The following is a 21,153-nucleotide window of genomic DNA, read 5'->3' on the forward strand; positions in this document are numbered from 1 at the left end:
TCGATTTCTCATGCCGCTGGTATTTCAGAACGAGCTGGAGCGACGATACCGAGGATCGCGCCACTGTCCCTATTGAACGTAATCCAGCCCTTTGGCCGGATGAGGGTCTTGAATTTCGATCCGTTGTGAAACGCAAGTGAGTTCCACCGCGAGACACCAGGTGACAAGCGACGCGGCGCACTCCTCCAGCAACACTTTCTTGCGAGCCGAGTTCAGCCTTCCAGGATGCGTCTCAGTGAAACAACCGCGGCCGAGGTCCGGTTTTCAACGCCCAGCTTGCCGAAGATCCGGTCCAGATGCTTGTTCACCGTGCGTGGGCTCATGTCCAGAATGGAGGCGATTTCCTTGTTGGACTTTCCGTTGGCAATCCAGATCAGGACTTCGGCTTCGCGTTCCGTCAGGTCGAAGGCATCCTTCAGGATTTCGGAAGGGACGCTGTCCGAGACATCCGACACGCGCAGCAGATGCTCACCCGCACTGATGTTGCCGGCATAAGTGAACCGCAACTCCCGTCCCTTGATGCGGGCAACAATGTCCTCTTCCTTTTGGGCAGCCTTTCCCTGTGGCAGCAGGTAATGGCGCAGCCAGTCGACGGCAGCTTCCGGCAACTGCCCGGCAGCAGCTGCGTCCTCGGCCGTGCCCGTACCAAGCAGCGCGGAGGCCTGCGGCGTTGCCCAGCATACGGCGCCCGACAGGTCGACCGACATCAAGTAACGACCGGATGCATCAAGTGCGACATGGGCGCTGCGCGAATTTCGGGCGTTGGAAATATGCACGCGCAGACGGGCGATCAGTTCGTCCGGGTTGACCGGCTTGGTGACATAGTCGACGCCACCTGATTCCAGGCCCCTGACAATATGTTCCGTCTCGCTCAGTCCGGTCATGAAGAGAACCGGCACATCCCGAAGGTCTTCCAGCGCCTTCAGGCGCTTGCTGGTTTCGAAACCGTCGAGCTCCGGCATGATCGCATCCATGAGGATCGCATTGGGGATCACGCGGGCTGCGATTTCTATCGCCTTTCGACCGCTTTGGGCCACCAAAACTGTGAAACCGGCTTCCTCCAGGGCGTCCGAAAGCATGCCTAGGGAAGAAGGTGTGTCATCGACCAACAGCACCGTCTCGGCCTGACTAGGAGCACTCATGATCATGTCCGAGCCTTTCCAGAAGCTTGTCGTATTGGGTGAGATCGAATTCCTTGATGAGACGCCGCATGTGATGGACGAAGTCCGCCGCATGCGGCTCATGCGCCTCGATGTCGTCGAGCTTGGCCTTGATCCCGCGAACATAGCCAATGTCGCTCAGCTGTTTCAGAATGCCGAGGCTCTCCTCCGACGGCAGGCTGGCCTTTTCGAATATCGTCCTCCCCGACGATTGCATAACCTCCACCGGCGCAGCCGCCGCGGGGTCGTCCGTGCGCCAGACGAGTTTCAGCGCCAGCTGAAGCTTGTCCTGCAGTTCCTGCAGCCTGACGGGCTTCACCAGGTAATCGTCATGATAGATCCGGTGCACCGGGTCCCGGCCGCTGTCATCCGCATTGGCCGAAATCATGATGATGACCGCGTCGCCAAATCCGCCTTCCCGCAGTTTCCGGGCAAGGCTCCACCCGCCCATGCCCGGCATGCTGATGTCGAGCAGGAAGGCGTCCGGACGTTCGTCCTGCACCATCGCGAGACAGGACCGGCCGCTTGCCGCGGCAAGAACCTTGAAACCGAGCGGCGACAGGAAATCCCTGACTAGTGCCCTTTGGGCGGGATCATCATCCACCACCATGATCGTCTGGATCGGACCGTGATACCCGCGAATGCGTTTTTCCGCCCGCCCCGCCTGGATTGGCGCTTCCGCGGCGCTCAAAAGCATGCGGACCTTGAACGTGCTGCCGGCACCAACCGTGCTTGAAACCTGGATGTCACCGCCCATCACTTCGCTCAGGAGTTTGGTGATCGTCAGACCGAGCCCCGTCCCGGGAACGGCCTCCTTGCCGTCTTCCTCTATGCGTTCGAACGGATTGAAGATCCGCTCGAGATTTTCCGGAGCAATGCCGATGCCGGTATCGACCACCCCAAATTCGGCAACCTGACTGTGATAGGACACCTTCAGTTTGACGCTTCCTGTGTCTGTCCATTTGATGGCGTTCGACAACAGGTTGATCAGCACCTGCCGCAAGCGCTTCTCGTCACCGAACACGAACACCGGAAGGTTTTCCGCAGGCTCGAACAGAAAGCGCAATTCCTTGGCGTCGGTCTGAAGGCGGAACATGTCGACGGTCTGCGCCAGGAATTCATGCAGGTTGAACCTTTCCCGGTAGATGGTGAGATGCCCGGCCTCGATCTTGGAGATGTCCAGCAGGCCCTCGATCAGCCCGGCCAGGTGATCGGCCGAATGCTGGATCACCTTCACGGCGTCTCGTCTGTGGGCGGGGATTGCCGGGTCCTTGCGCATCAACTGGGCGTAGCCGGAGATCGCATTTAGCGGCGAACGCAGTTCGTGGCTGATGCCGACCACGTACCGGCTCTTGGCTTCGTTGGCGGCCTCCGCGGCTTCCTTGGCTTTCTGCAGCTTGGCGTCGGTGCGTTTGTGTGCGCGGATTTCCTTCATCAGAAGGCTGGTCTGGCGCCTTGTTTCCTCATTGGCGAACTTCCTGCTTTCGTGAACAAGAACGAACAGCCAGGCCATGACACCCGAGGTGACCAGCAGAATGAAGAAAACCTGGGTCAGCGCCCTGCCGACCCCTTCGCTGCCCGCCCCCGGCGAAATGGTTTCCGCTTCGACATAGACAAGCGACAGGATCGCTCCGAGCGAAGCGGTGATCAGGATCATGACACTGAAATAAAGCCCGATCCGGGAGCTCATCCAGCCGGCGATCCGGTCCGGAAGGATCGAATGAAGCAGAACAGTGACCTGGTCGCCGATGCGTGCTTCCTGTTTGCAGTCATCCTCGCAGCGCGCATCGAGTGAGCAGCACAGCGAGCAGATCGGCCCCGAATAGACCGGGCAATGCGCCATGTCCTCATGCTCGAACGTATGCTCGCAAATACAGCATTGAATGTCGGGGGGACGTTCGCCGTCGGGGGTTACAGCCCGTACCGGTTCACGGGCGATATAATATTTGCCGCCGGTCGCATAGGCGATCAACGGGGCAAGGAGAATGGCGGTAAACAGAGCAATGTAGCTTGCCAGCGCATGAGCGGTCTGGCCGAACACCCCGGAATAGGCAATGAGGGCGATCAGGCTTGCCGCGCCCATAGAGCCAAGGCCGACCGGATTGATGTCGTACAGATGGGCACGCTTGAACTCGATATGTTTCGGGCTGAGCCCAAGCGGTTTGTTGATGACTAGATCGGCAAAGATCGCGCCGATCCAGGCAACGGCTACTACGGAATAAAGACCGAGCGTTCGTTCCAGCGCCTTGTAGACACCAAGCTCCATGAGCGCGAGTGCAATTGACACATTGAAGACCAGCCACACCACCCGGCCCGGGTGGCTGTGGGTGAGACGGGAGAAGAAGTTCGACCAGGCAATGGAGCCGGCGTAGGAGTTGGTCACGTTGATCTTGACCTGGCAGACAATCACGAAGAGCCCTGTCAGGGCGACTGCCACCTCCGGCGTCGTGGCCTTGGTGAAGGCGACCAGATACATGTGCGTCGGTTCGATCGCCTTGTCCGGACTGAGGCCGCTCTGCAGGGCCAGAACCACCAGGAACGACCCCAGCAGCAGTTTCACCGCGCCGATAAGGATCCAGCCAGGACCTGCGGCCAGAAGTGCGAACCACCATTTCAGCCTGTGCCCGCGCCGTTGACGCGGCAAAAAGCGCAGGAAATCAACCTGTTCGCCGATCTGTGCGATCAGCGAGAACAGAACGGCGCTTGAAGCACCGAATAGCAGGAGGCTGAACTGGCCGCCCTCGTCGCCTAGCCGGCCGGAGAAGTTCTGCCAGTCGTCCAGTGGGGCAACGCCCTGCCAGGCCAGAAAAGCAAACGGCAGGATCTGCAACACGATCCAGAGCGGCTGGGTGTAGATCTGTAGCCGGCTGATCAGGGTGATGCCGTAGATCACCAGCGGAATGACCACAAGTGTACACAGAAGGTAGCCGATGTTGAGCGGCACACCGAGGAACAGCTCCAGCGCCGTTGCCATGATGGCCGCCTCGAGGGCGAAGAAGATGAAAGTGAAACTTGCGTAGATCAGCGAGGTCACTGTCGAGCCGATATAACCGAACCCGGCTCCGCGGGTGAGCAGGTCGATATCCACGCCGTATTTCACGGCATGATAGGCAATCGGAAGGCCGGTAATGAAGATGAGCAGGCAGACGACGGCAATCGACGAGACGGCATTCGTGAAACCGTAGTTGTAGGTGACGGCAGCCCCGATCGCCTCAAGGGCCAGGAAGGAAATTGCGCCCAGCGCGGTGTTGGCAACCCAGACCGGAGACCAGCGGCGAGCGCTTTTGGCGGTGAAACGGAGCGCAAAGTCCTCCAGGGTCTGGTTTGCGACCCACTGATTGTATGTTCTCCGCAGGCGTACAACCCGCTGATGACTACCCATTGCCCATCACCATCCCGCCCGCCGGAACCGGCGCGCCAGCCCACTCATTGTGCATCGCATCTATTTTTCATGCACATTTTTGTTCAAGATTTGCGACCTCCCCCTCGAATTGATCAACAACCGCCGATCGACAAACTTCCTAGCAATTTCTATGCCTCATTCAAAAAATATTAAAAAATTTCAATATTCCCATCAATACAAGTCATTCGAATTCAAAAAATACGAATGACAACTTACACTACGATCGAATTTCAGATTTTTGGACTATGAATTTATTCCAAACGTGGAATTCTTTCACATGCGGCAGTGCGGAGAAATAAGTCAAATAACCCACAGCAACTGACGCATTGCGGCAGTGCACAATTCCAGACGAGCCTTGGATGCATGCGGAGGAGCTTCACGGCGCTCTGCTTCAACCTCAACCTCAGAGGGGTCCAGAGAATGAAACGTCTGAAAGACTTGATTGACCACCGGCTGTCTCGCCGGTCCGTGCTGTCAGGCACGGCAGCCGCGGCAATGCTGGCCACCGCCAGCACATTTGCACCTGCCATCGCCGACGACGCCAACACGACTGGCCTTGCGGTCACCGAAGACACCGTGAAGGTCGGCATCCTGCACTCCGTCACCGGAACCATGGCGATTTCCGAGACCGGGTCGGTGCAGGCGGAAAAGCTCGCCATCGACCAGATCAACGCCATGGGCGGCGTGCTTGGACGCAAGATCGAATACATCCAGGAAGATGGTGCATCCGACTGGCCGACATTTGCCGAAAAGGCGAAAAAGTTGCTGGTGAACGACAAGGTCGCGGCTGTTTTCGGATGCTGGACATCCGCGTCGCGCAAGGCCGTTCTGCCCGTCTTCGAGCAGTATAACGGCATGCTCTACTATCCGACCTTCTATGAAGGCCTGGAGCAGTCCCCCAACGTGATCTACACCGGCCAGGAAGCCACCCAGCAGATCATCGCCGGCATCGACTGGGTCGCCAAGGAAAAAGGCGCTAAGAGCTTCTACCTGCTTGGTTCAGACTATATCTGGCCGCGGACGTCCAACAAGATCGCCCGCAAGCACATCGAGAAGCTTGGCCTGGAGGTCGTTGGCGAAGAGTACTATCCGCTCGGCCACACCCAGTTCAACTCGGTGATCAACAAGGTCAAGCTGAAGAAGCCGGACGTGATCTACGCCATCGTCGTGGGTGGTTCCAACGTTGCCTTCTACAAGCAGCTGAAGGCTGCCGGCATCGACATGACCAAGGAGAAGCCGGTTCTTCTGACCATCTCGGTGACCGAGGATGAAATCCGCGGCATCGGTGGCGAAAACATCGAAGGCGCATATGCCGCGATGAAGTACTTCCAGTCTCTCGACAATGAGAACAACGCCGAATTCGTCAAGTCCTTCAAGGAAATGTGGGGCGACGACATCGTTATCGGCGACGTAACCCAGGCCGCCTACCTCGGCCCCTGGCTCTGGAAGGCCGCGGTTGAAAAGGCCGGCAGCTTCGACATCGACAAGGTGCGCCTTGCCTCCCCGGGCATCGAACTCACCACCGCGCCGGAAGGCTATGTCCGCGTCCATGAAAACCACCACCTGTGGTCCAAGACCCGCATCGGCCTTGCCAAGCCGGACGGCCAGTACGAGCTGGTTTACGAGACGGCCGACCTGATGGAGCCGGATCCGTTCCCGGAAGGCTACCAATAAGCCTCCGTTAGTTCCCCCAGGGATGGAAACGCCCTTCCAGAAAGCGGGCATAACCGGGGCGCTGCGTGGAGGCAGCCTGCGCAGCGCCCGTCCTCTTCGTTTCAAACCCTTATTCGCAGCAGGGGAACAGGCGTTCCGCCTTGACCCCGCAGCATGGAGACGCGCGCAATGTTCGCCGATTATTCATGGACGGAACTCGGGTCCATATTCGCCATGCAGGGTTTTGCCGGACTGATCCTGTTTTCCGTTTTCGTCCTCATGGCCCTGGGTCTTGCAATCATTTTCGGCCAGATGGGCGTCATCAACATGGCTCATGGCGAGTTCATGATCCTGGGCGCCTATGTCACCTATCTTTGCTCCAATTTCGTCGAGACCTATGTCCCGTCCCTGTTCGGCATCTACTTCTTCTTCGCCATGGCATTGGCCTTCGTCGCTGCGGGTGCACTCGGGGCACTCGTCGAATGGTCGCTCATAAGGCATCTCTACAAGCGTCCGCTGGATACCCTGCTGGCTACCTGGGGCCTCAGCCTCATTTTGCAGCAGGCCTACCGGTCGATCTTCGGCGCGCGTGAAGTCGGCGTCAGCCTGCCGAACTGGCTGCTCGGGTCCGTGCCGCTGACGGACATCATCGAAATCCCGATCAACGGCATCTTCGTCATGGTACTGACCCTGGTCATCGCCATCGGCGTCTATTTCATCCTGTTCCGCTCCCGCATGGGCATGCAGACCCGCGCTGTGGTCCAGAACCGCGTCATGGCCGGGGCCGTCGGCATCAACACCGAAAAGGTCGACCGGCACACCTTTGCTCTTGGTTGCGGCATTGCAGGCATCGCCGGCAGCGCCTTCACCATGATCGGCTCGACCGGGCCGACCGCCGGACAGCTTTATATCGTCGATACCTTCCTGATCGTCGTTTTCGGCGGCGCAGCAAGCCTGCTCGGAACGATCGCGTCTTCCTTCGCCATCAGTCAGGCCCAGTCCACCATGGAGTTCTTCCTGTCCGGCTCCATGGCGAAGGTCCTCACCCTGCTGACCGTCGTCGGGATCCTGATGCTGCGCCCCGAAGGTCTCTTCTCCCTGAAAATCCGTCGCTGAGGAGGTTCCGATGACACATGTGAAATCCCTGCTGTCTCGACAGGAACTGATCGGACTGCTGGTCGTGGCCGCGCTGATCTTCGTCTTGATGCCCCTGTCGATGAACATCTTCCGTCTCAACCTGTTCGGCAAATACCTGACCTATGCCTTCGTCGCTATCGGGCTGGTGCTGTGCTGGGGCAAGGGCGGTATCCTGAGCCTTGGGCAAGGCGTCTTCTTCGGCCTGGGCGGCTATTGCATGGCCATGTACCTGAAGCTGGAGGCCTCCACACCGGAAGCGACGGCAATCCAGTCCACCCCGGGCATTCCCGACTTCATGGACTGGAACCAGATCACGTCCCTGCCCTGGTTCTGGGAACCCTTCAACAGCCTGACCTTCACGCTGCTGGCCATCATCGTCCTTCCCGCGCTGTTCGCCTTTGTTATCGGTGCGGCGATGTTCAAGCGAAGGGTTGGCGGTGTCTATTTCGCCATCATTACCCAGGCAATTGCAGCCATCCTGACGATCCTGATCATCGGGCAGCAGGGCTATACCGGCGGCGTCAACGGCATCACGGACCTCAGGACCCTGAAGGGATGGGACATCCGTACCGACGAGGCCAAATACGTTCTCTACTACGTCAACGGAGGTCTTCTGATCGCCGTCCTGCTGCTGAGCCAGTTCGTTCTCAAAAGCAAGCTCGGCCGTCTCTTGGTCGCCGTCAGGGACAAGGAGGACCGGGTCCGGTTTTCCGGTTACGACGTCTCCAACATCAAGATCTTCGTCTTCTGTTTTGCCGCGGTCCTGTCAGCCATCGGCGGCGCCATGTTCACCTTGCAGGTCGGCTTCATGTCGCCCTCGTTCGTGGGCATCGTTCCTTCCATCGAGATGGTCATCTTCTGTGCGGTCGGCGGCAGGCTTTCCATCTTCGGCGCGGTCTACGGAACGCTGCTGGTGAACTGGGCCAAGACCACCTTTTCCGAAACCTTCCCCGAATTGTGGCTCTTTGGCCTGGGCGGGCTCTTCATCGCCGTTGTCCTGGTGTTCCCGAACGGGCTGTCCGGCCTCTATCGCACCTACCTGGCGCCACATGTCGACCGGCTGATTTCACGGGGCAATAGCGGCGACAGGTTAGAACCAGTCAGCCCTCCCCCTGACCTTGACGGCGACGCAACCGCAAAGCCAGCCGAGTAGGAGAGACACATGAACACCATCAGCAACAACACCGACTTCCTGCTGTCCATCGAAAACCTGTCTGTTTCCTTTGATGGCTTCAAGGCGGTGAACGACCTGAACCTTTATGTCGACGAAAATGAGATCCACGTCATCATCGGACCGAACGGCGCGGGTAAGACAACGGTTCTCGATTTGATCTGCGGCCGCACCAAGGCCACTGCCGGCTCGATCAAATTCCGCCAAAAAGAACTGACCCAGCTGCGCGAACACGAGATCGTGCTTGAGGGGGTCGGACGCAAGTTCCAGAACCCGTCCATCTATGAGGACCTGACGGTTTTCGAGAACCTGGAGCTTTCCTTTCCCCGTGGCCGAAGTGTCTTCGGTGCCCTCACCTTCAAGCGCGATGCGGAAGTGACGACCCGCGTGCGCGAGATTGCCGAAATGGTGTTCCTCGACACGCTCCTGGACATGCAGGCAGCCCTGCTCAGCCACGGCCAGAAACAATGGCTGGAGATCGGCATGTTGCTGATCCAGGACCCGGAACTCCTGATGCTCGACGAACCTGTTGCCGGCATGAGCGTCTCGGAGCGCAAGCAGACCGCGAAGCTTCTCAACGAAATCACCAAGGGACGTTCGGTGATGGTCGTCGAACACGACATGAAATTTGTCGAGGACATCGCCCACCGCGTCACCGTCCTGCACCAGGGCAAGATCCTCTCCGAGGGCTCCATGGCAAAGGTGCAGGCAGACCCCAAGGTCATTGACGTTTATCTCGGCCACTAGGAGGCGACCATGCTCAATGTTGCACAGTATCACGTTGCCTACGGCCAGAGCGAAGTCCTGCACGGCCTCGACTTCACGGTCGCGCCGGGAGAAATCATCGCCATCATGGGCCGCAACGGCATGGGCAAGACCACGCTGATGAAATCCCTGATGGGGATCGTGCCCACCAGCAACGGCGCTGCCGCGGTCGACGGCGTCGACATCACCACCATGAAGAGCTACGAGCGCGTCGCCAGGGGCATCGCCTATGTGCCTCAGGGGCGGATGATCTTTCCGACCATGACGGTCCAGGAAAACATCGAAACCGGCCTGACCATCAGCGGCCAGAGCAAGGTTCCCGGCGACATCTACGAGCTGTTTCCGGTGCTGCTCGACATGAAGGGCCGTCGCGGCGGCAATCTCTCGGGCGGCCAGCAACAGCAGCTGGCGATTGCCCGCGCGCTGGCGACCAACCCGAAGGTCCTGCTGCTGGACGAACCGACCGAAGGCATCCAGCCGTCGATCATCCGCGAGATGGGCCGCGTCCTGAAACGTATCCGCGACGAGCGCGGACTTTCCATCGTTGTGTCGGAACAGGTTCTGTCCTTCGCCCTCGACGTCGCCGACCGGGTGCTCGTCCTGGAGAACGGCCGCCTTGTCCACGACGAACCGCGGGCAAGCGTCGACGAGGAAAAAGTCTCCGCGTTCCTGTCCGTCTAACCAGCTCATCCAGTTCAACAGCGCACGCTTTTCAGGCGCAAACCCAGAGGAGAACCCCATGGCAGATACACTGATTTCGGTTAATTTGAGCGAGTCGCCGCATACCAATGAAAAGGTCCATAACCGCTGGCATCCGGATATTCCGATGGCGGTCTGGGTGGAGCCGGGCGACGACTTCAAGATCGAGACCTATGACTGGACCGGCGGGCAGATCAAGAACAACGACGACGCGGCGGATGTGCGCGATGTCGAACTGGAACAGGTGCACTACCTCTCCGGTCCGATCGGCGTCAAAGGAGCCGAGCCGGGCGACCTACTGGTCGTCGATATCCTCGACATCGGCGCTAAAGAAGAAATGCTCTGGGGCTTCAACGGCTTTTTCTCCAAGCAGAATGGCGGCGGGTTCCTGACAGAGCACTTCCCGGAAGCCCAGAAATCCATCTGGGATTTCGAAGGCATGTTCACGCGTTCGCGCCATGTGCCGGGCGTCAGCTATGCCGGCCTGATCCACCCGGGTCTGATCGGCTGCCTGCCGGACCGCAAGATGCTGGACATGTGGAACACTCGCGAAAAATCATTGTTCGATACGGATCCCGACCGCGTTCCGGCACTTGCCGCCCTGCCGAACACCCAGTCTGCGCATATGGGACAGCTCAAGGGTGAAGCGCGCGAAAAGGCAGCTGCCGAAGGCGCACGGACGGTTCCCCCGCGCGAACATGGCGGCAACTGCGATATCAAGGATCTGTCGCGCGGTTCGAAGATCTATTTCCCGGTCTATGTGGACGGTGCCGGTCTCTCCATGGGTGACCTGCATTTCAGCCAGGGCGACGGTGAAATCACCTTCTGCGGCGCGATCGAAATGGCCGGCTGGCTGCACATTCGGGTCAACCTGATCAAGGGCGGGGTCGCGAAATACGGGATCAAGAACCCGATCTTCAAACCCTCACCAATCACGCCGAAATATGACGACTACCTGATCTTTGAAGGCATCTCGGTCGATGAGGCCGGCACACAGCATTACCTTGACGTGCACATCGCCTATCGCATGGCCTGCCTCAACGCCATCGAGTACATGAAGAAGTTCGGCTATTCCGGTGCGCAGGCCTACGCCATCCTGGGAACGGCGCCTGTGCAGGGACACATTTCGGGCGTGGTCGATATTCCAAATGCCTGTGCCACCTTGTGGTTGCCGACCGACATCTTCGACTTCGACATGATGCCGGGCGCGGACGGACCGAAAACCTTCTTTGACGGATCGGTCGACGTTCCGCTTGCCCCGGATCTCTGATCCGCACGCGACGACGAGACGGGCCCTGCCCGTCTCAAACCCCTTCCGCCGGCGAGCCGGCTTTCCGTCTTTCAGGATCAATCATGCCGACCTACGATTATCTGTGCGCTTCCTGCGGTCCCATCTCGGCCAACCGGCCGATGTCCGCCCATGCGGATCCGATCGAATGTCCGATCTGCAAGGCGGAAGCCCCCCGCGCCATCCTTCAGGCACCGCATATGTCGGGCCTGTCTCCCAGCGACCGGGCAGCCCATCAACGTAATGAAACTTCCCGGCACAACCCGAAATTCTCGACCAAGTCGGATCGTGACGACAGTGCGAGGGAAAACCGAAAACGTCACCCGTCAGGCTGCTCGTGCTGTTCCGGCGCGAAAGGCAATTTTCGCTCAAGTGCGGTCTACAAGGCCGACGGCAGCAAGACGTTCCCCTCAAAACGCCCCTGGATGATCAGTCACTGACAGGTCGCGTATTCAGGGATACGTGGCAGGTCGCCTTTTTCCACTTTGTAAAAAGCTGCGTGAGGAGGAGGCGGCCACTCGGGCAGCGAGACCGTTTGCGCGGCCTCGCTCACGTTGGCCGAAACGCCTTCAACGTGGCTGTTTTGGTCAGTCGCACTCGTCGTAGCGGCTGTCGCCGAATTCCAGCCAACGCTGACCGTCGTCTTCGAACACCAGGTATTCGGAGTGGTCTTCCCCCAAAAGGGCAACCACAAAGCCGCGCGGCGGTTGTGTTTTACCGAAGTAGCTATAGGCCGTCATAGCCCTGATATCGGTCCCGTTCACCGTCACGACAGCATCCCATTTACCGTCGGGTTGTTCCGGTGTGTGGTATCAGCGATGGTCGCGCACTCAAATTCAACATATGATGTAAAAGGAAAGAATTCGTCGTTTCAACTATGGAAACCAACTGGAGTGAATACGAACAATCATCTGTTCCACCTTTTTCGTTACGCCTGAGGAACAATTAAATTCGAAAACACACAGTCTCATTAAATGTTTTCTAATTCACAACGAATCATGAATAAAAATGCTTTGTCTACCATGAGAACAATAATATACATCATCATGAGACCTCGTCACATAAGCGATGATAAACGAAGGCAACGAAAAATATGTCGAAGGTATTTAGTAATTTGAATTCTATTTTTACAAAATACAACAAATCTATTGTCAATAACAACACAAATTCAAATCAGAAATTTTTAGTATATTCTATCGAACGAAGCAAAATGATTAAAGGCTCTCATTACGTGGGAGGTTTAGCCGATCGAATTAAAGGATTGATATCAGTTTTTTATATTTCAATACTTACAGGTAGGCGCTTTACAATACATTGGGATAACCCATTGGATATTTTAGAAGGATTTCAACCAAATAAATATGATTGGAAGTTTTCAAACGCAGAAAAATTCATTAAAAATAAAAGCAGATTTCTTCATTTAGACTACATTGGACGAGGAGATGCACTTAATGATCTTAACTACAGAAAGATAGAGAAGGATCTTTTCAAGGGTGAAGATGTTGTAATAATGAATGCTAATAGCTTTTGTGTTGACGCTATGTCGGCGTATATTAAAAAAGAATTTGGGGGGATGTGCTGGTACGGACAATATTTTAATGAAGCGTTTGAATTTCTGTTTAAATTTGCTACTCTTGATCAATTTTCGAGTAGTCGCCTGAAGTTCGATGATTTTAAGGTTGGAGCTGATTTGGTTGTTGCAGTACATCTTCGTACAGGAGCAGGAAACGGCTGGAAGGATCCAATACTGGACGAATGGGAAAACTATGAATTAATTTTAGAAAGGGCGTTTTCGTTAGCTAGAGCACATGATGCGACTAAACCTGTATTTTATTTCGTTTCAGATTCTTTAGAGGCGCGAAACGCAGTAGCAGCTAAAAAGTGGGAGTTTCCGATTTTTGTAGAACAAGAAGGCACCTCTCACTTGGACAGAAGCGCCGGGATCAACGATAGCAATCATCATCGGACTTTTTTTGAATTTCAGTTGCTTGGCGAAGCGGACATGGTGGTTTGTGGTCAAGGTGGATTTGCTCAAATGGCTGCATTGTCTCGTGGAAAAAAGTACTTTAGGTATAAAGATACTTGATCTTATCATCCAAGATCTTCTCTAAGAAACTGGACATGCTAAACTTGTTTGTGTCTGCGGGAAACACAATCGACACTGACAGGTGGTCAATCCTGGGTAACTAAGTTCCGAAACACAGGAACTTTCGTTGCTTGTTTTCATCGTGTGGGTTGGCTAAAATTGCAGGTTAGAATGGCATGCAAGAAGCGCTAATTCCCTGATTAATCTTAAGAAGTGAACCGAACTCCTAAGTCTCCTGCATATTATGTAAAGTCCCTCTAAACTAGGAGACAAATGGGATAAAGAGTTCACGGCTTACGGAAGAACAGATCTTCAGCTTCTTGCAGGAATAGGAAGCTCGGTTGTAGTCGACGAATGTTTGCGCTAAATACTACATGTTGGAAACGAGCCTTGATAAAATACAAGGCCATGTTTGGCGAGATAAACTTTTCCGACACCCGCAAGTTGAGGTGTCTGGCAGATGAAGATGCCAAGCTGAAAAAGCAATTGAGATCGGAAAAGGAACACTCAGGTTCCAAAACACGGCAGTAATAATTGGAGCTTCCTCCAATACGTCAATGTAGCTCACTAGATGGACAAACAAGCGGTGGAGCGGAGACTTCGTAACGGGCGTATCATTAAAGTTTCCCGATTTGGGATTCTGCCGTAACTGCTATTACAACAGCAGGGCACGCCACGCACTGATGATAGACACTTAGTTGTACTACCTACTTCTTACTCGCGAGCACGGCACACTCATTTGATTGCGCGGCAGACGGGTCACCGCGGCCTCAGACAAACAGCCGTACTGTGCCGTACGCCTTTTCAAATTGTGTCAGGAGACTGTCGCGGACGAACCTACGACCAACCCGACAAGTTGATGCTGAATGGCTTTGACCTGAGCCTCTTTCCTCATCCGGTTTAGCGCGGAGTCCTTCGGTTGATTTTTGACCTCATACGGCCTGTGTTTGCAATGTCATTTTCAATGCGAATTCGTAGGGCGTGAGATTGCCCAGAGATGAATGGTGTCTGTTTTGGTTTTAATCGTCCTTCCATGCGGTTATTTGGGATCGAGCTTCGGCGAGCGAAGAAAATAGCGTCACGTTGAGGCACTTATCTCTGAAGCTATCGTTGACGCTCTCGACGAAGCCGTTCAGCATCGGCTTGCCAGGTTGGATGTAATGCCAGTCGACACCGCTATCTTGACACCATTTGAGAACGGCCATGCTGGTCAGCTCGGTGCCGTTGTCTTAGACCACGGTGACCGGTTTGCCACGCAGACGGACGTGCGCATCGAGTTCACGGGTGTCCCGCAAGCCGGACAATGAAGTGTCGGCCACCAGCGCCAGGCATTCGCGGCTGCAATCATCGACCACCGCGAGAACCCGAAAGCGGCAGCCGTCCGTTAAGGCGACCGACACGAAGTCCAGGCTCCACCGCTCGTTTGTTCTGCCTGGCAACACCATCGGCCGTCTAGTGCCCAGAGCTCGCTGCCGGCCACCACGTTTGCGAACCTGGATCTTTTCCTCGCGATAGAGACGCCTCAGCTTCTTCTGGTTCATTCGGATGCCCTGGCGTTCCAGCATCAGGTGAATACGTCTGTAGCCGAAGCGCCGGCGCTCTCCGGCAACCTTCTTCATGGCTTCACGCAGATCGGCATCTTCCGGTCGTAGTCTTCGATACCGAACACTCGACCGGTCAATTGCCAAGACAGCACACGCCCGACGCTGGCTCACGCCGTGCCCGGAGCACAGGTGAGCCACAGCTTCCCGTCTTGCACCGGGCGTTACCACTTTTTTGAAGCAACGCCCTTCAGCATGGCGTTGTCGAGCATGGCCTCGGCCAACAGTTTCTTGAGCCTGGCGTTCTCGTCTTCAAGCGCCTTCAACTTGCGGGCATCGGATACATCCATACCGCCAAACTTGGCCTTGTATTTGTAAAAGGTGGCTGCCGAGATCCCGTGCGCCTACAAACATCTGCCGTCTTCTGGCCGCTCTCCTGATCCCGCAAGATGCCGATGATCTGTTCTTCTGTTAACCGTGAACGCTTCATTCCGTCCGTCTGCTGACTGCGACGGACTCAACACCAAACTGGAGGACTTCTGGGGTCTCAGGTCAGCTTCATTGAGCGCCTTGATGGAGGCTTCATAACGAAACACTGCACTCGTCACTTACTGAGGCTAGAAGCCAAATCATATCACGATGAGAGAGACTGCGACCGTAACAGGCCACGCCCATTTCCCGGGAATTTGATACCCTATGAATTCGCATTGAAAATCACGGCAAACTCTGACTGCAATTGGTCAATAATCCGACGTGCATCCCTGAATTCGGTTCGTTCTGAGCTAGAACTTTCCAATTGCGATCCCGATGTCGGGAGAAGGAGCGTTCCATGAAGAGATCAAAGTTTTCCTGGGCTCAGATCTTGCTCATTCTGCGCCAAGCAGATGAAGGTACGCCGGTAGCAGAGGTGTGCCAGAAAGCTGGCATCAGCGACACGAAGTTCTATAGTTGGCCTAAACGCTATGGTGGGATGACGCCATCGGAGGTAAAGCGGATGCGCCAGTTCGAGGACGAGAACAATAGGCTGAAGAAGATAGTCGCTGATCTGACGTCGGAGAAGGCAATGTTGCAGGACATGCTCTCAGAAAAGCTCTGAAGCCTGTTCGCCGTCGCCGCCTTGTCGATGAGGTCTGTCAGAACTGGAAGTTGTCTATCCGTCGAGCATGCGCCTGTGTGCGGGTCGATATCACGCTCTATCACTACAAGTCGAAGCGGGGCGACCAGGCTAATTTATAGGTTGGGATCAGGGAGATCGCTGCGACGCGGGTGCGCTGCGGGTACCCGCGTGTCCATGTGCGGCTGCCAAATCCGCAACAAGACGCCAAAACGCCGGGTAAAGGCGAAGCTGCGTGAGGACCGGACCGAGGCTGCGCATTCAATGATGTCTGGACAATGGACTTCGCTCATGACCAGCTGGCCACCGGCCCCAAGATCGGCGCCCTGACAGTCGTCGACACCTTGTCACGCTTCTCGCCGGTGGTCGATCCACGGTTCAGCTGTCGCGGCAAGGATGTCGTGGCGACACTGGAACAAGCGTGTCGGTCAGTCGGCCCCCCGAAGAAGATCAGGGTGGACTAGGGATCGGAACTCATCTCCTGGGACCTCAATCTGTGAGCCTATCAGAAAGATGTCGAGTTGGACTTCTCCCAGTCGGGCGAGCCGACTGACAATGATTTCATTGACTCATTCAACTGCAAGTTCGGGAATGAATGTCTCAACGCACACTGGTTCCTGACGCTTGACGACGCCCGTTCAAAAATGGAGGAATGGCGTAAGGACTATAATACCATCCGCCCCCATAGCGCGCTCGATCGGCAACAAAGCGTCGATCGCGCTCATGAAAGGCTCATCGGCAGTATCTACCCTTTAGCCAGACACCACGGAAATTTCGGCCTCGGACGATCCAAAGATGAGGGCTCTTCACTGAGAGTAGCGGGTTCAGAGCTAAACAAACAAAATTCAAGCCTCAAGTCAAAAGTGAGAGTGGAACAATACCGTTATTTTCTAATCGTTTACCGACTAATCTCTTACGCTACAATGCGTCGAGATGATGATATGAAAGCCTTGTTGCCGAAAGCGCACTCGGATATCTATGGTAACACGATAACCAACGATGACCTCCGTAGATAAAAATGGGCATTAAAAAGACACAAACAGATATCCTTCTATTTAGCTTTCACGAAATCATTGTGCATCGTACAATAGTAGATTTGCTTTATCTTTGAAAGCCAGTAATAGGGATAGGTGTCAAATATTTCGCCATGACTACTTATGATAAAAAACTAAATTCCATCGTGACTACTGAAGGACTATCTTCCAACATGGAATATTGCGACGTTTCTGTCATTATACCAAACTATAAAAGGGTCGACCAATTAAGGGGCGCTGTAAATTCTGTTTTATCTCAAACGCTCCATCCTCGTGAAATTATTATTATTGATGACTGCTCACCTATGAATCTCTTCAATGAAATAGAACGATTTACTCAAACATCTGGACTTCGAACGAACATTATATTACTGCGAAACTCAAGAAATAGAGGCGCCAATTACTCCAGAAACCTAGGCATTCAAGTTGCCAAAGGGAAATATTTAGCATTTTTGGATAGCGATGATTTATGGTTTCCCCAAAAATTAGAGATACAACTCTCTCAAATTCAAAAAACCAGCTCAAATTTACCCATTTTTTCAGCAACCGGACGGTATCGCGTAGATCATACGGGAATGATCATTGCAAAACAATTTGGTGGTCAAATCATCAATTCTTCCAAGATACGTAGTTCTAACTTTATTGGCACTCTTTCTTCTATCATGGTGGATACACAAGCCGCCCGAGACATTGGCGGCTTTGATACCAATTTATCTGCATGCCAAGATTGGGACTTTTTTATTCGAATTAGTGAAATAGGCAAGTATATTGGCGTTAGCAACACGCTTTGCGTTTATGTGGACCACCAAGGTTCTCGTATTACGCTGAACCATCGAAAAAGGATTCTTGCACACATTAAGATATACAAGAAGTACTTCAAGAACCTAAAAAACAAAGAAATAAATAAACACAGCGTTTATCGTTCTATCGCTGAAGACCTTCAACCTTTGAATAAAGAAAGATTATCCATTCATTTTTTTGCAATGTCGTTAATTGAAAAATATTCAATTTTGGGATTAACTAAAAGCGCATCTTATCTGTTAATTAGATTATACTTTTGTTACTTTTCGATGCCGAACCTTAAGCAGGATAGATATAATCGATATAGGCGGAACATGAAAAAATTGATCAAAGCAGACACATTCAATGTTATTGAACGAGATCAAATAGAAATTAGAAAACTCCTCAAAAGCATATAGCTTATTAAATAATAATATTTATCTAAAACTATTCTTACAAAAGAGCGAATTTATCTGCATTTAAGCTCGTGATGATACTTCTTTTTATTAGAACGCACATGTAAAAACCATCACATAACATGTTATAGATTCGAGCATTTTGCCCTCAACCTTTCCTTTTAACCTGAAGTCCGTTCTTTCTCGGTTTCAATTCGGAGTCTTTCGGTTGATTTTTCGCCTCATGCGGTGACGTGCATCCCTGAATTCGGTTCGTTCTGAGCTAGAACTTTCCAATTGCGATCCCGATGTCGGGAGAAGGAGAGTTCCATGAAGAGATCAAAGTTTTCCTGGGCTCAGATCTTGCTCATTCTGCGCCAAGCAGATGAAGGTACGCCGGTAGCAGAGGTGTGCCAGAAAGCTGGCATCAGCGACACGAAGTTCTATAGTTGGCCTAAACGCTATGGTGGGATGACGCCATCGGAGGTAAAGCGGATGCGCCAGTTCGAGGACGAGAACAATAGGCTGAAGAAGATAGTCGCTGATCTGACGTCGGAGAAGGCAATGTTGCAGGACATGCTCTCAGAAAAGCTCTGAAGCCTGTTCGCCGTCGCCGCCTTGTCGATGAGGTCTGTCAGAACTGGAAGTTGTCTATCCGTCGAGCATGCGCCTGTGTGCGGGTCGATATCACGCTCTATCACTACAAGTCGAAGCGGGGCGACCAGGCTAATTTATAGGTTGGGATCAGGGAGATCGCTGCGACGCGGGTGCGCTGCGGGTACCCGCGTGTCCATGTGCGGCTGCCAAATCCGCAACAAGACGCCAAAACGCCGATATCGCTCACGAGATTAATTGGCGGCATCTGCTCTTTGAGCCAGCCATCCCGGAAATTCCGGCCCGGGGCAATCCAAAGACGGGGGCACATCAGATCGCACGGGCTAGAGTTAATACTAATTGTCCTTTGAATTTGGGTACTCTATTAAATAGACGCTAAGGGTACTAATTACGGTTAGCTGAACTAAATAAATAATTGGAAGATGAAATGCCTCAAAAATTTGTGTCATGTATTATGCCAGCCAAGAATGCAGAAAAGTATATTTACTCTGCGCTAAGCTCTTTGGCATCTCAAAGTCATGAAAAATTTGAGGTGATAGTTGTTGATGATAGCTCAGACGATAAAACGAGTGAGATTGCAAGTTTCTTCGCTTCTCAGGATAGTCGCTTCTCTGTGGTAAAAAACACTGGGAGTGGAGAAAGTGAGGCAAGAAATTTCGGAATATCGTTATGTAAAGGCGAAATCGTAATTTGTTGTGATGCTGATGACATAAATTTTCCGCACAGGATACAAGCGCAAGTGTCTGTCTTCGAAAATGACCGGATTGTTGCGTGTGGTGGCGGCATGCAAGTAATTAGCGGTGACGGAAGGATGATACGGGCACAGAAGTATTCCACCTCACCACGTTCTAATTTTAATGTATTCCCAGTCCAATCCCCTCATATACCACATCCGACCTTAGCAATCAGGAGAAATGCGTTCGTTTCATCAGGAGGATACAGAAAGTTTTTCTCTTTCGCCCCTGATCTAGATCTATTATTTAGGCTTGAAGAACAAGGTGAATTATTTAATTTACAGGAGGAAATTGTATTCTATCGCCTTCATGAAACAAATTTATCTAAAACGGTTGGGTTCGAAGCAGGTCGCTATGCAAGTCTTGCAATGGCGTCCGCGTTTTTACGGCGTTCTCTTAACGTTGATCCAATTGAGCGGGGCTTAACAGAACTTGAAAATTTTAATCTGACAGAAGAGACGTACAGACTGTTTAAAATGCAAGAAATTGTTTCATATTTAAATACGAAAAACAGGCAAAATGTTCGATGGTTGGAAGCGGATGAGGAGTTGTTCCATCAACTTAAGAAATTTCTCAATGAACGATCTCCTACATGGATTGATATATTACTCGAAAATCGAGCGTAACTTTGTTGTGAAAATTTTATTTTAGAAAACGAGACAGATATGCTTGCCGCTCCTAATGATCTTATCATTTTGGAAATTCACAAATATAAGATACCGATATTAGCTGATCTTGGGAAGTCGCTGAGATCTAGTCCTGGGTAATTCAAATTATTACCAAGTGAACACGTTTATGTTCCGGTCACCTAGGTGCACCCTTATAAACGTATAGCCAAATCATGCATGAATTGAGTCAAACTTAAAAAAGATTTACCTAACTCCAGAACTCCTCCGGATTGGTGTAGAGTTGCTCTCAGTGAAGAGCCCTCATCTTTGGATCGTCCGAGGCCGAAATTTCCGTGGTGTCTGGCTAAAGGGTAGATACTGCCGATGAGCCTTTCATGAGCGCGATCGACGCTTTGTTGCCGATCGAGCGCGCTATGGGGGCGGATGGTATTATAGTCCTTACGCCATTCCTCCATTTTTGAACGGGCGTCGTCAAGCGTCAGGAACCAGTGTGCGTTGAGACATTCATTCCCGAACTTGCAGTTGAATGAGTCAATGAAATCATTGTCAGTCGGCTCGCCCGACTGGGAGAAGTCCAACTCGACATCTTTCTGATAGGCTCACAGATTGAGGTCCCAGGAGATGAGTTCCGATCCCTAGTCCACCCTGATCTTCTTCGGGGGGCCGACTGACCGACACGCTTGTTCCAGTGTCGCCACGACATCCTTGCCGCGACAGCTGAACCGTGGATCGACCACCGGCGAGAAGCGTGACAAGGTGTCGACGACTGTCAGGGCGCCGATCTTGGGGCCGGTGGCCAGCTGGTCATGAGCGAAGTCCATTGGTAATCATCCCATTTTTGGTGGGTTTTAAAACTGGACTTCAGGCTGCTGTTTTCAGTTTCATTGCAGGCGTTATACCGCCGATGGCCATGTTGGGCCGCTCGTTGTTGTATGTCCATAGCCAGCGT

The 21,153-nt window shown here is 53.4% G+C and carries 14 protein-coding genes and 3 pseudogenes; 12 read left to right on the forward strand and 5 right to left on the reverse strand.

Features of this window, described 5'->3' with window-relative positions:
* Positions 1-212: 212 nt before the first annotated feature.
* Complete coding sequence (locus HEP89_RS00725; protein WP_035908266.1) at positions 213-1,142, reverse strand: DNA-binding response regulator; 930 nt, start codon at positions 1,140-1,142, stop codon at positions 213-215.
* Complete coding sequence (locus tag HEP89_RS00730; protein ID WP_168691089.1) at positions 1,129-4,542, reverse strand: ATP-binding protein; 3,414 nt, start codon at positions 4,540-4,542, stop codon at positions 1,129-1,131. Before HEP89_RS00730 ends, HEP89_RS00725 begins: the two co-directional genes overlap by 14 nt.
* A gap of 516 nt (positions 4,543-5,058) precedes the next feature.
* Between HEP89_RS00730 and urtA the strand changes: the two genes are divergently transcribed.
* The 7 genes from urtA (at position 5,059) to HEP89_RS00765 (ending at position 11,716) form a co-directional block, all read left to right on the forward strand.
* On the forward strand, positions 5,059-6,237 hold the full coding sequence (gene urtA, locus HEP89_RS00735; protein WP_209014363.1) for an urea ABC transporter substrate-binding protein: 1,179 nt from the start codon (positions 5,059-5,061) through the stop codon (positions 6,235-6,237).
* A gap of 168 nt (positions 6,238-6,405) precedes the next feature.
* Positions 6,406-7,332, forward strand: a complete 927-nt coding sequence (gene urtB / locus HEP89_RS00740; protein ID WP_031268940.1) for an urea ABC transporter permease subunit UrtB — start codon at positions 6,406-6,408, stop codon at positions 7,330-7,332.
* A 10-nt stretch (positions 7,333-7,342) separates the two neighbouring features.
* The gene (gene urtC, locus HEP89_RS00745) at positions 7,343-8,506 is read left to right on the forward strand and encodes an urea ABC transporter permease subunit UrtC (RefSeq protein ID WP_168691091.1); all 1,164 of its coding nucleotides are present in this window, start codon (positions 7,343-7,345) and stop codon (positions 8,504-8,506) included.
* A gap of 9 nt (positions 8,507-8,515) precedes the next feature.
* Positions 8,516-9,271 (forward strand): urea ABC transporter ATP-binding protein UrtD, encoded by a 756-nt coding sequence (gene urtD, locus HEP89_RS00750; RefSeq protein ID WP_022999885.1) that lies wholly within the window; start codon positions 8,516-8,518, stop codon positions 9,269-9,271.
* Positions 9,272-9,280: 9 nt separating this feature from the next.
* Complete coding sequence (gene urtE, locus HEP89_RS00755; protein WP_055658424.1) at positions 9,281-9,970, forward strand: urea ABC transporter ATP-binding subunit UrtE; 690 nt, start codon at positions 9,281-9,283, stop codon at positions 9,968-9,970.
* A 58-nt stretch (positions 9,971-10,028) separates the two neighbouring features.
* Positions 10,029-11,258: a formamidase gene (gene fmdA / locus HEP89_RS00760; protein WP_168691092.1), complete on the forward strand. Its 1,230-nt coding sequence runs from the start codon at positions 10,029-10,031 to the stop codon at positions 11,256-11,258.
* Positions 11,259-11,341: 83 nt separating this feature from the next.
* Entirely contained in the window at positions 11,342-11,716 is a 375-nt protein-coding gene (locus HEP89_RS00765; protein WP_055658420.1) for an FmdB family zinc ribbon protein, read from the forward strand.
* Positions 11,717-11,863: 147 nt separating this feature from the next.
* Here HEP89_RS00765 and HEP89_RS00770 read toward each other — a convergent pair whose 3' ends face one another.
* Positions 11,864-12,046: a hypothetical protein gene (locus HEP89_RS00770; protein WP_168691093.1), complete on the reverse strand. Its 183-nt coding sequence runs from the start codon at positions 12,044-12,046 to the stop codon at positions 11,864-11,866.
* A 323-nt stretch (positions 12,047-12,369) separates the two neighbouring features.
* Between HEP89_RS00770 and HEP89_RS00775 the strand changes: the two genes are divergently transcribed.
* The gene (locus HEP89_RS00775) at positions 12,370-13,362 is read left to right on the forward strand and encodes a hypothetical protein (RefSeq protein ID WP_168691094.1); all 993 of its coding nucleotides are present in this window, start codon (positions 12,370-12,372) and stop codon (positions 13,360-13,362) included.
* Between the two features lie 814 nt (positions 13,363-14,176).
* Here the strand turns inward: HEP89_RS00775 and HEP89_RS00780 are convergent.
* Positions 14,177-15,393: pseudogene (locus HEP89_RS00780) on the reverse strand (IS3 family transposase).
* Positions 15,394-15,732: 339 nt separating this feature from the next.
* Between HEP89_RS00780 and HEP89_RS00785 the strand changes: the two are divergent.
* From HEP89_RS00785 to HEP89_RS00800, 4 genes and pseudogenes are all read left to right on the forward strand, one after another.
* Positions 15,733-16,773 (forward strand): annotated as a pseudogene (locus HEP89_RS00785) (integrase core domain-containing protein).
* A gap of 391 nt (positions 16,774-17,164) precedes the next feature.
* Positions 17,165-18,250, forward strand: coding sequence for a glycosyltransferase family A protein (locus HEP89_RS00790; protein WP_168691095.1), 1,086 nt, complete (start codon positions 17,165-17,167; stop codon positions 18,248-18,250).
* Between the two features lie 306 nt (positions 18,251-18,556).
* Entirely contained in the window at positions 18,557-18,823 is a 267-nt protein-coding gene (locus HEP89_RS00795; protein WP_168691096.1) for a transposase, read from the forward strand.
* A 445-nt stretch (positions 18,824-19,268) separates the two neighbouring features.
* Positions 19,269-20,201 carry a glycosyltransferase family 2 protein gene (locus HEP89_RS00800; RefSeq protein ID WP_168691097.1) on the forward strand — a complete coding sequence of 311 codons (933 nt, stop codon included), beginning with the start codon at positions 19,269-19,271 and terminating at the stop codon, positions 20,199-20,201.
* 346 nt (positions 20,202-20,547) lie between these two features.
* On the opposite strand, the pseudogene HEP89_RS29775 reads toward HEP89_RS00800, so the two are convergent.
* Positions 20,548-21,025 (reverse strand): annotated as a pseudogene (locus HEP89_RS29775) (integrase core domain-containing protein); the annotation flags it as partial.
* Positions 21,026-21,153: the final 128 nt, after the last annotated feature.

This window comes from Labrenzia sp. 5N, assembly GCF_012395805.1.
Taxonomy (GTDB): domain Bacteria; phylum Pseudomonadota; class Alphaproteobacteria; order Rhizobiales; family Stappiaceae; genus Roseibium; species Roseibium algicola.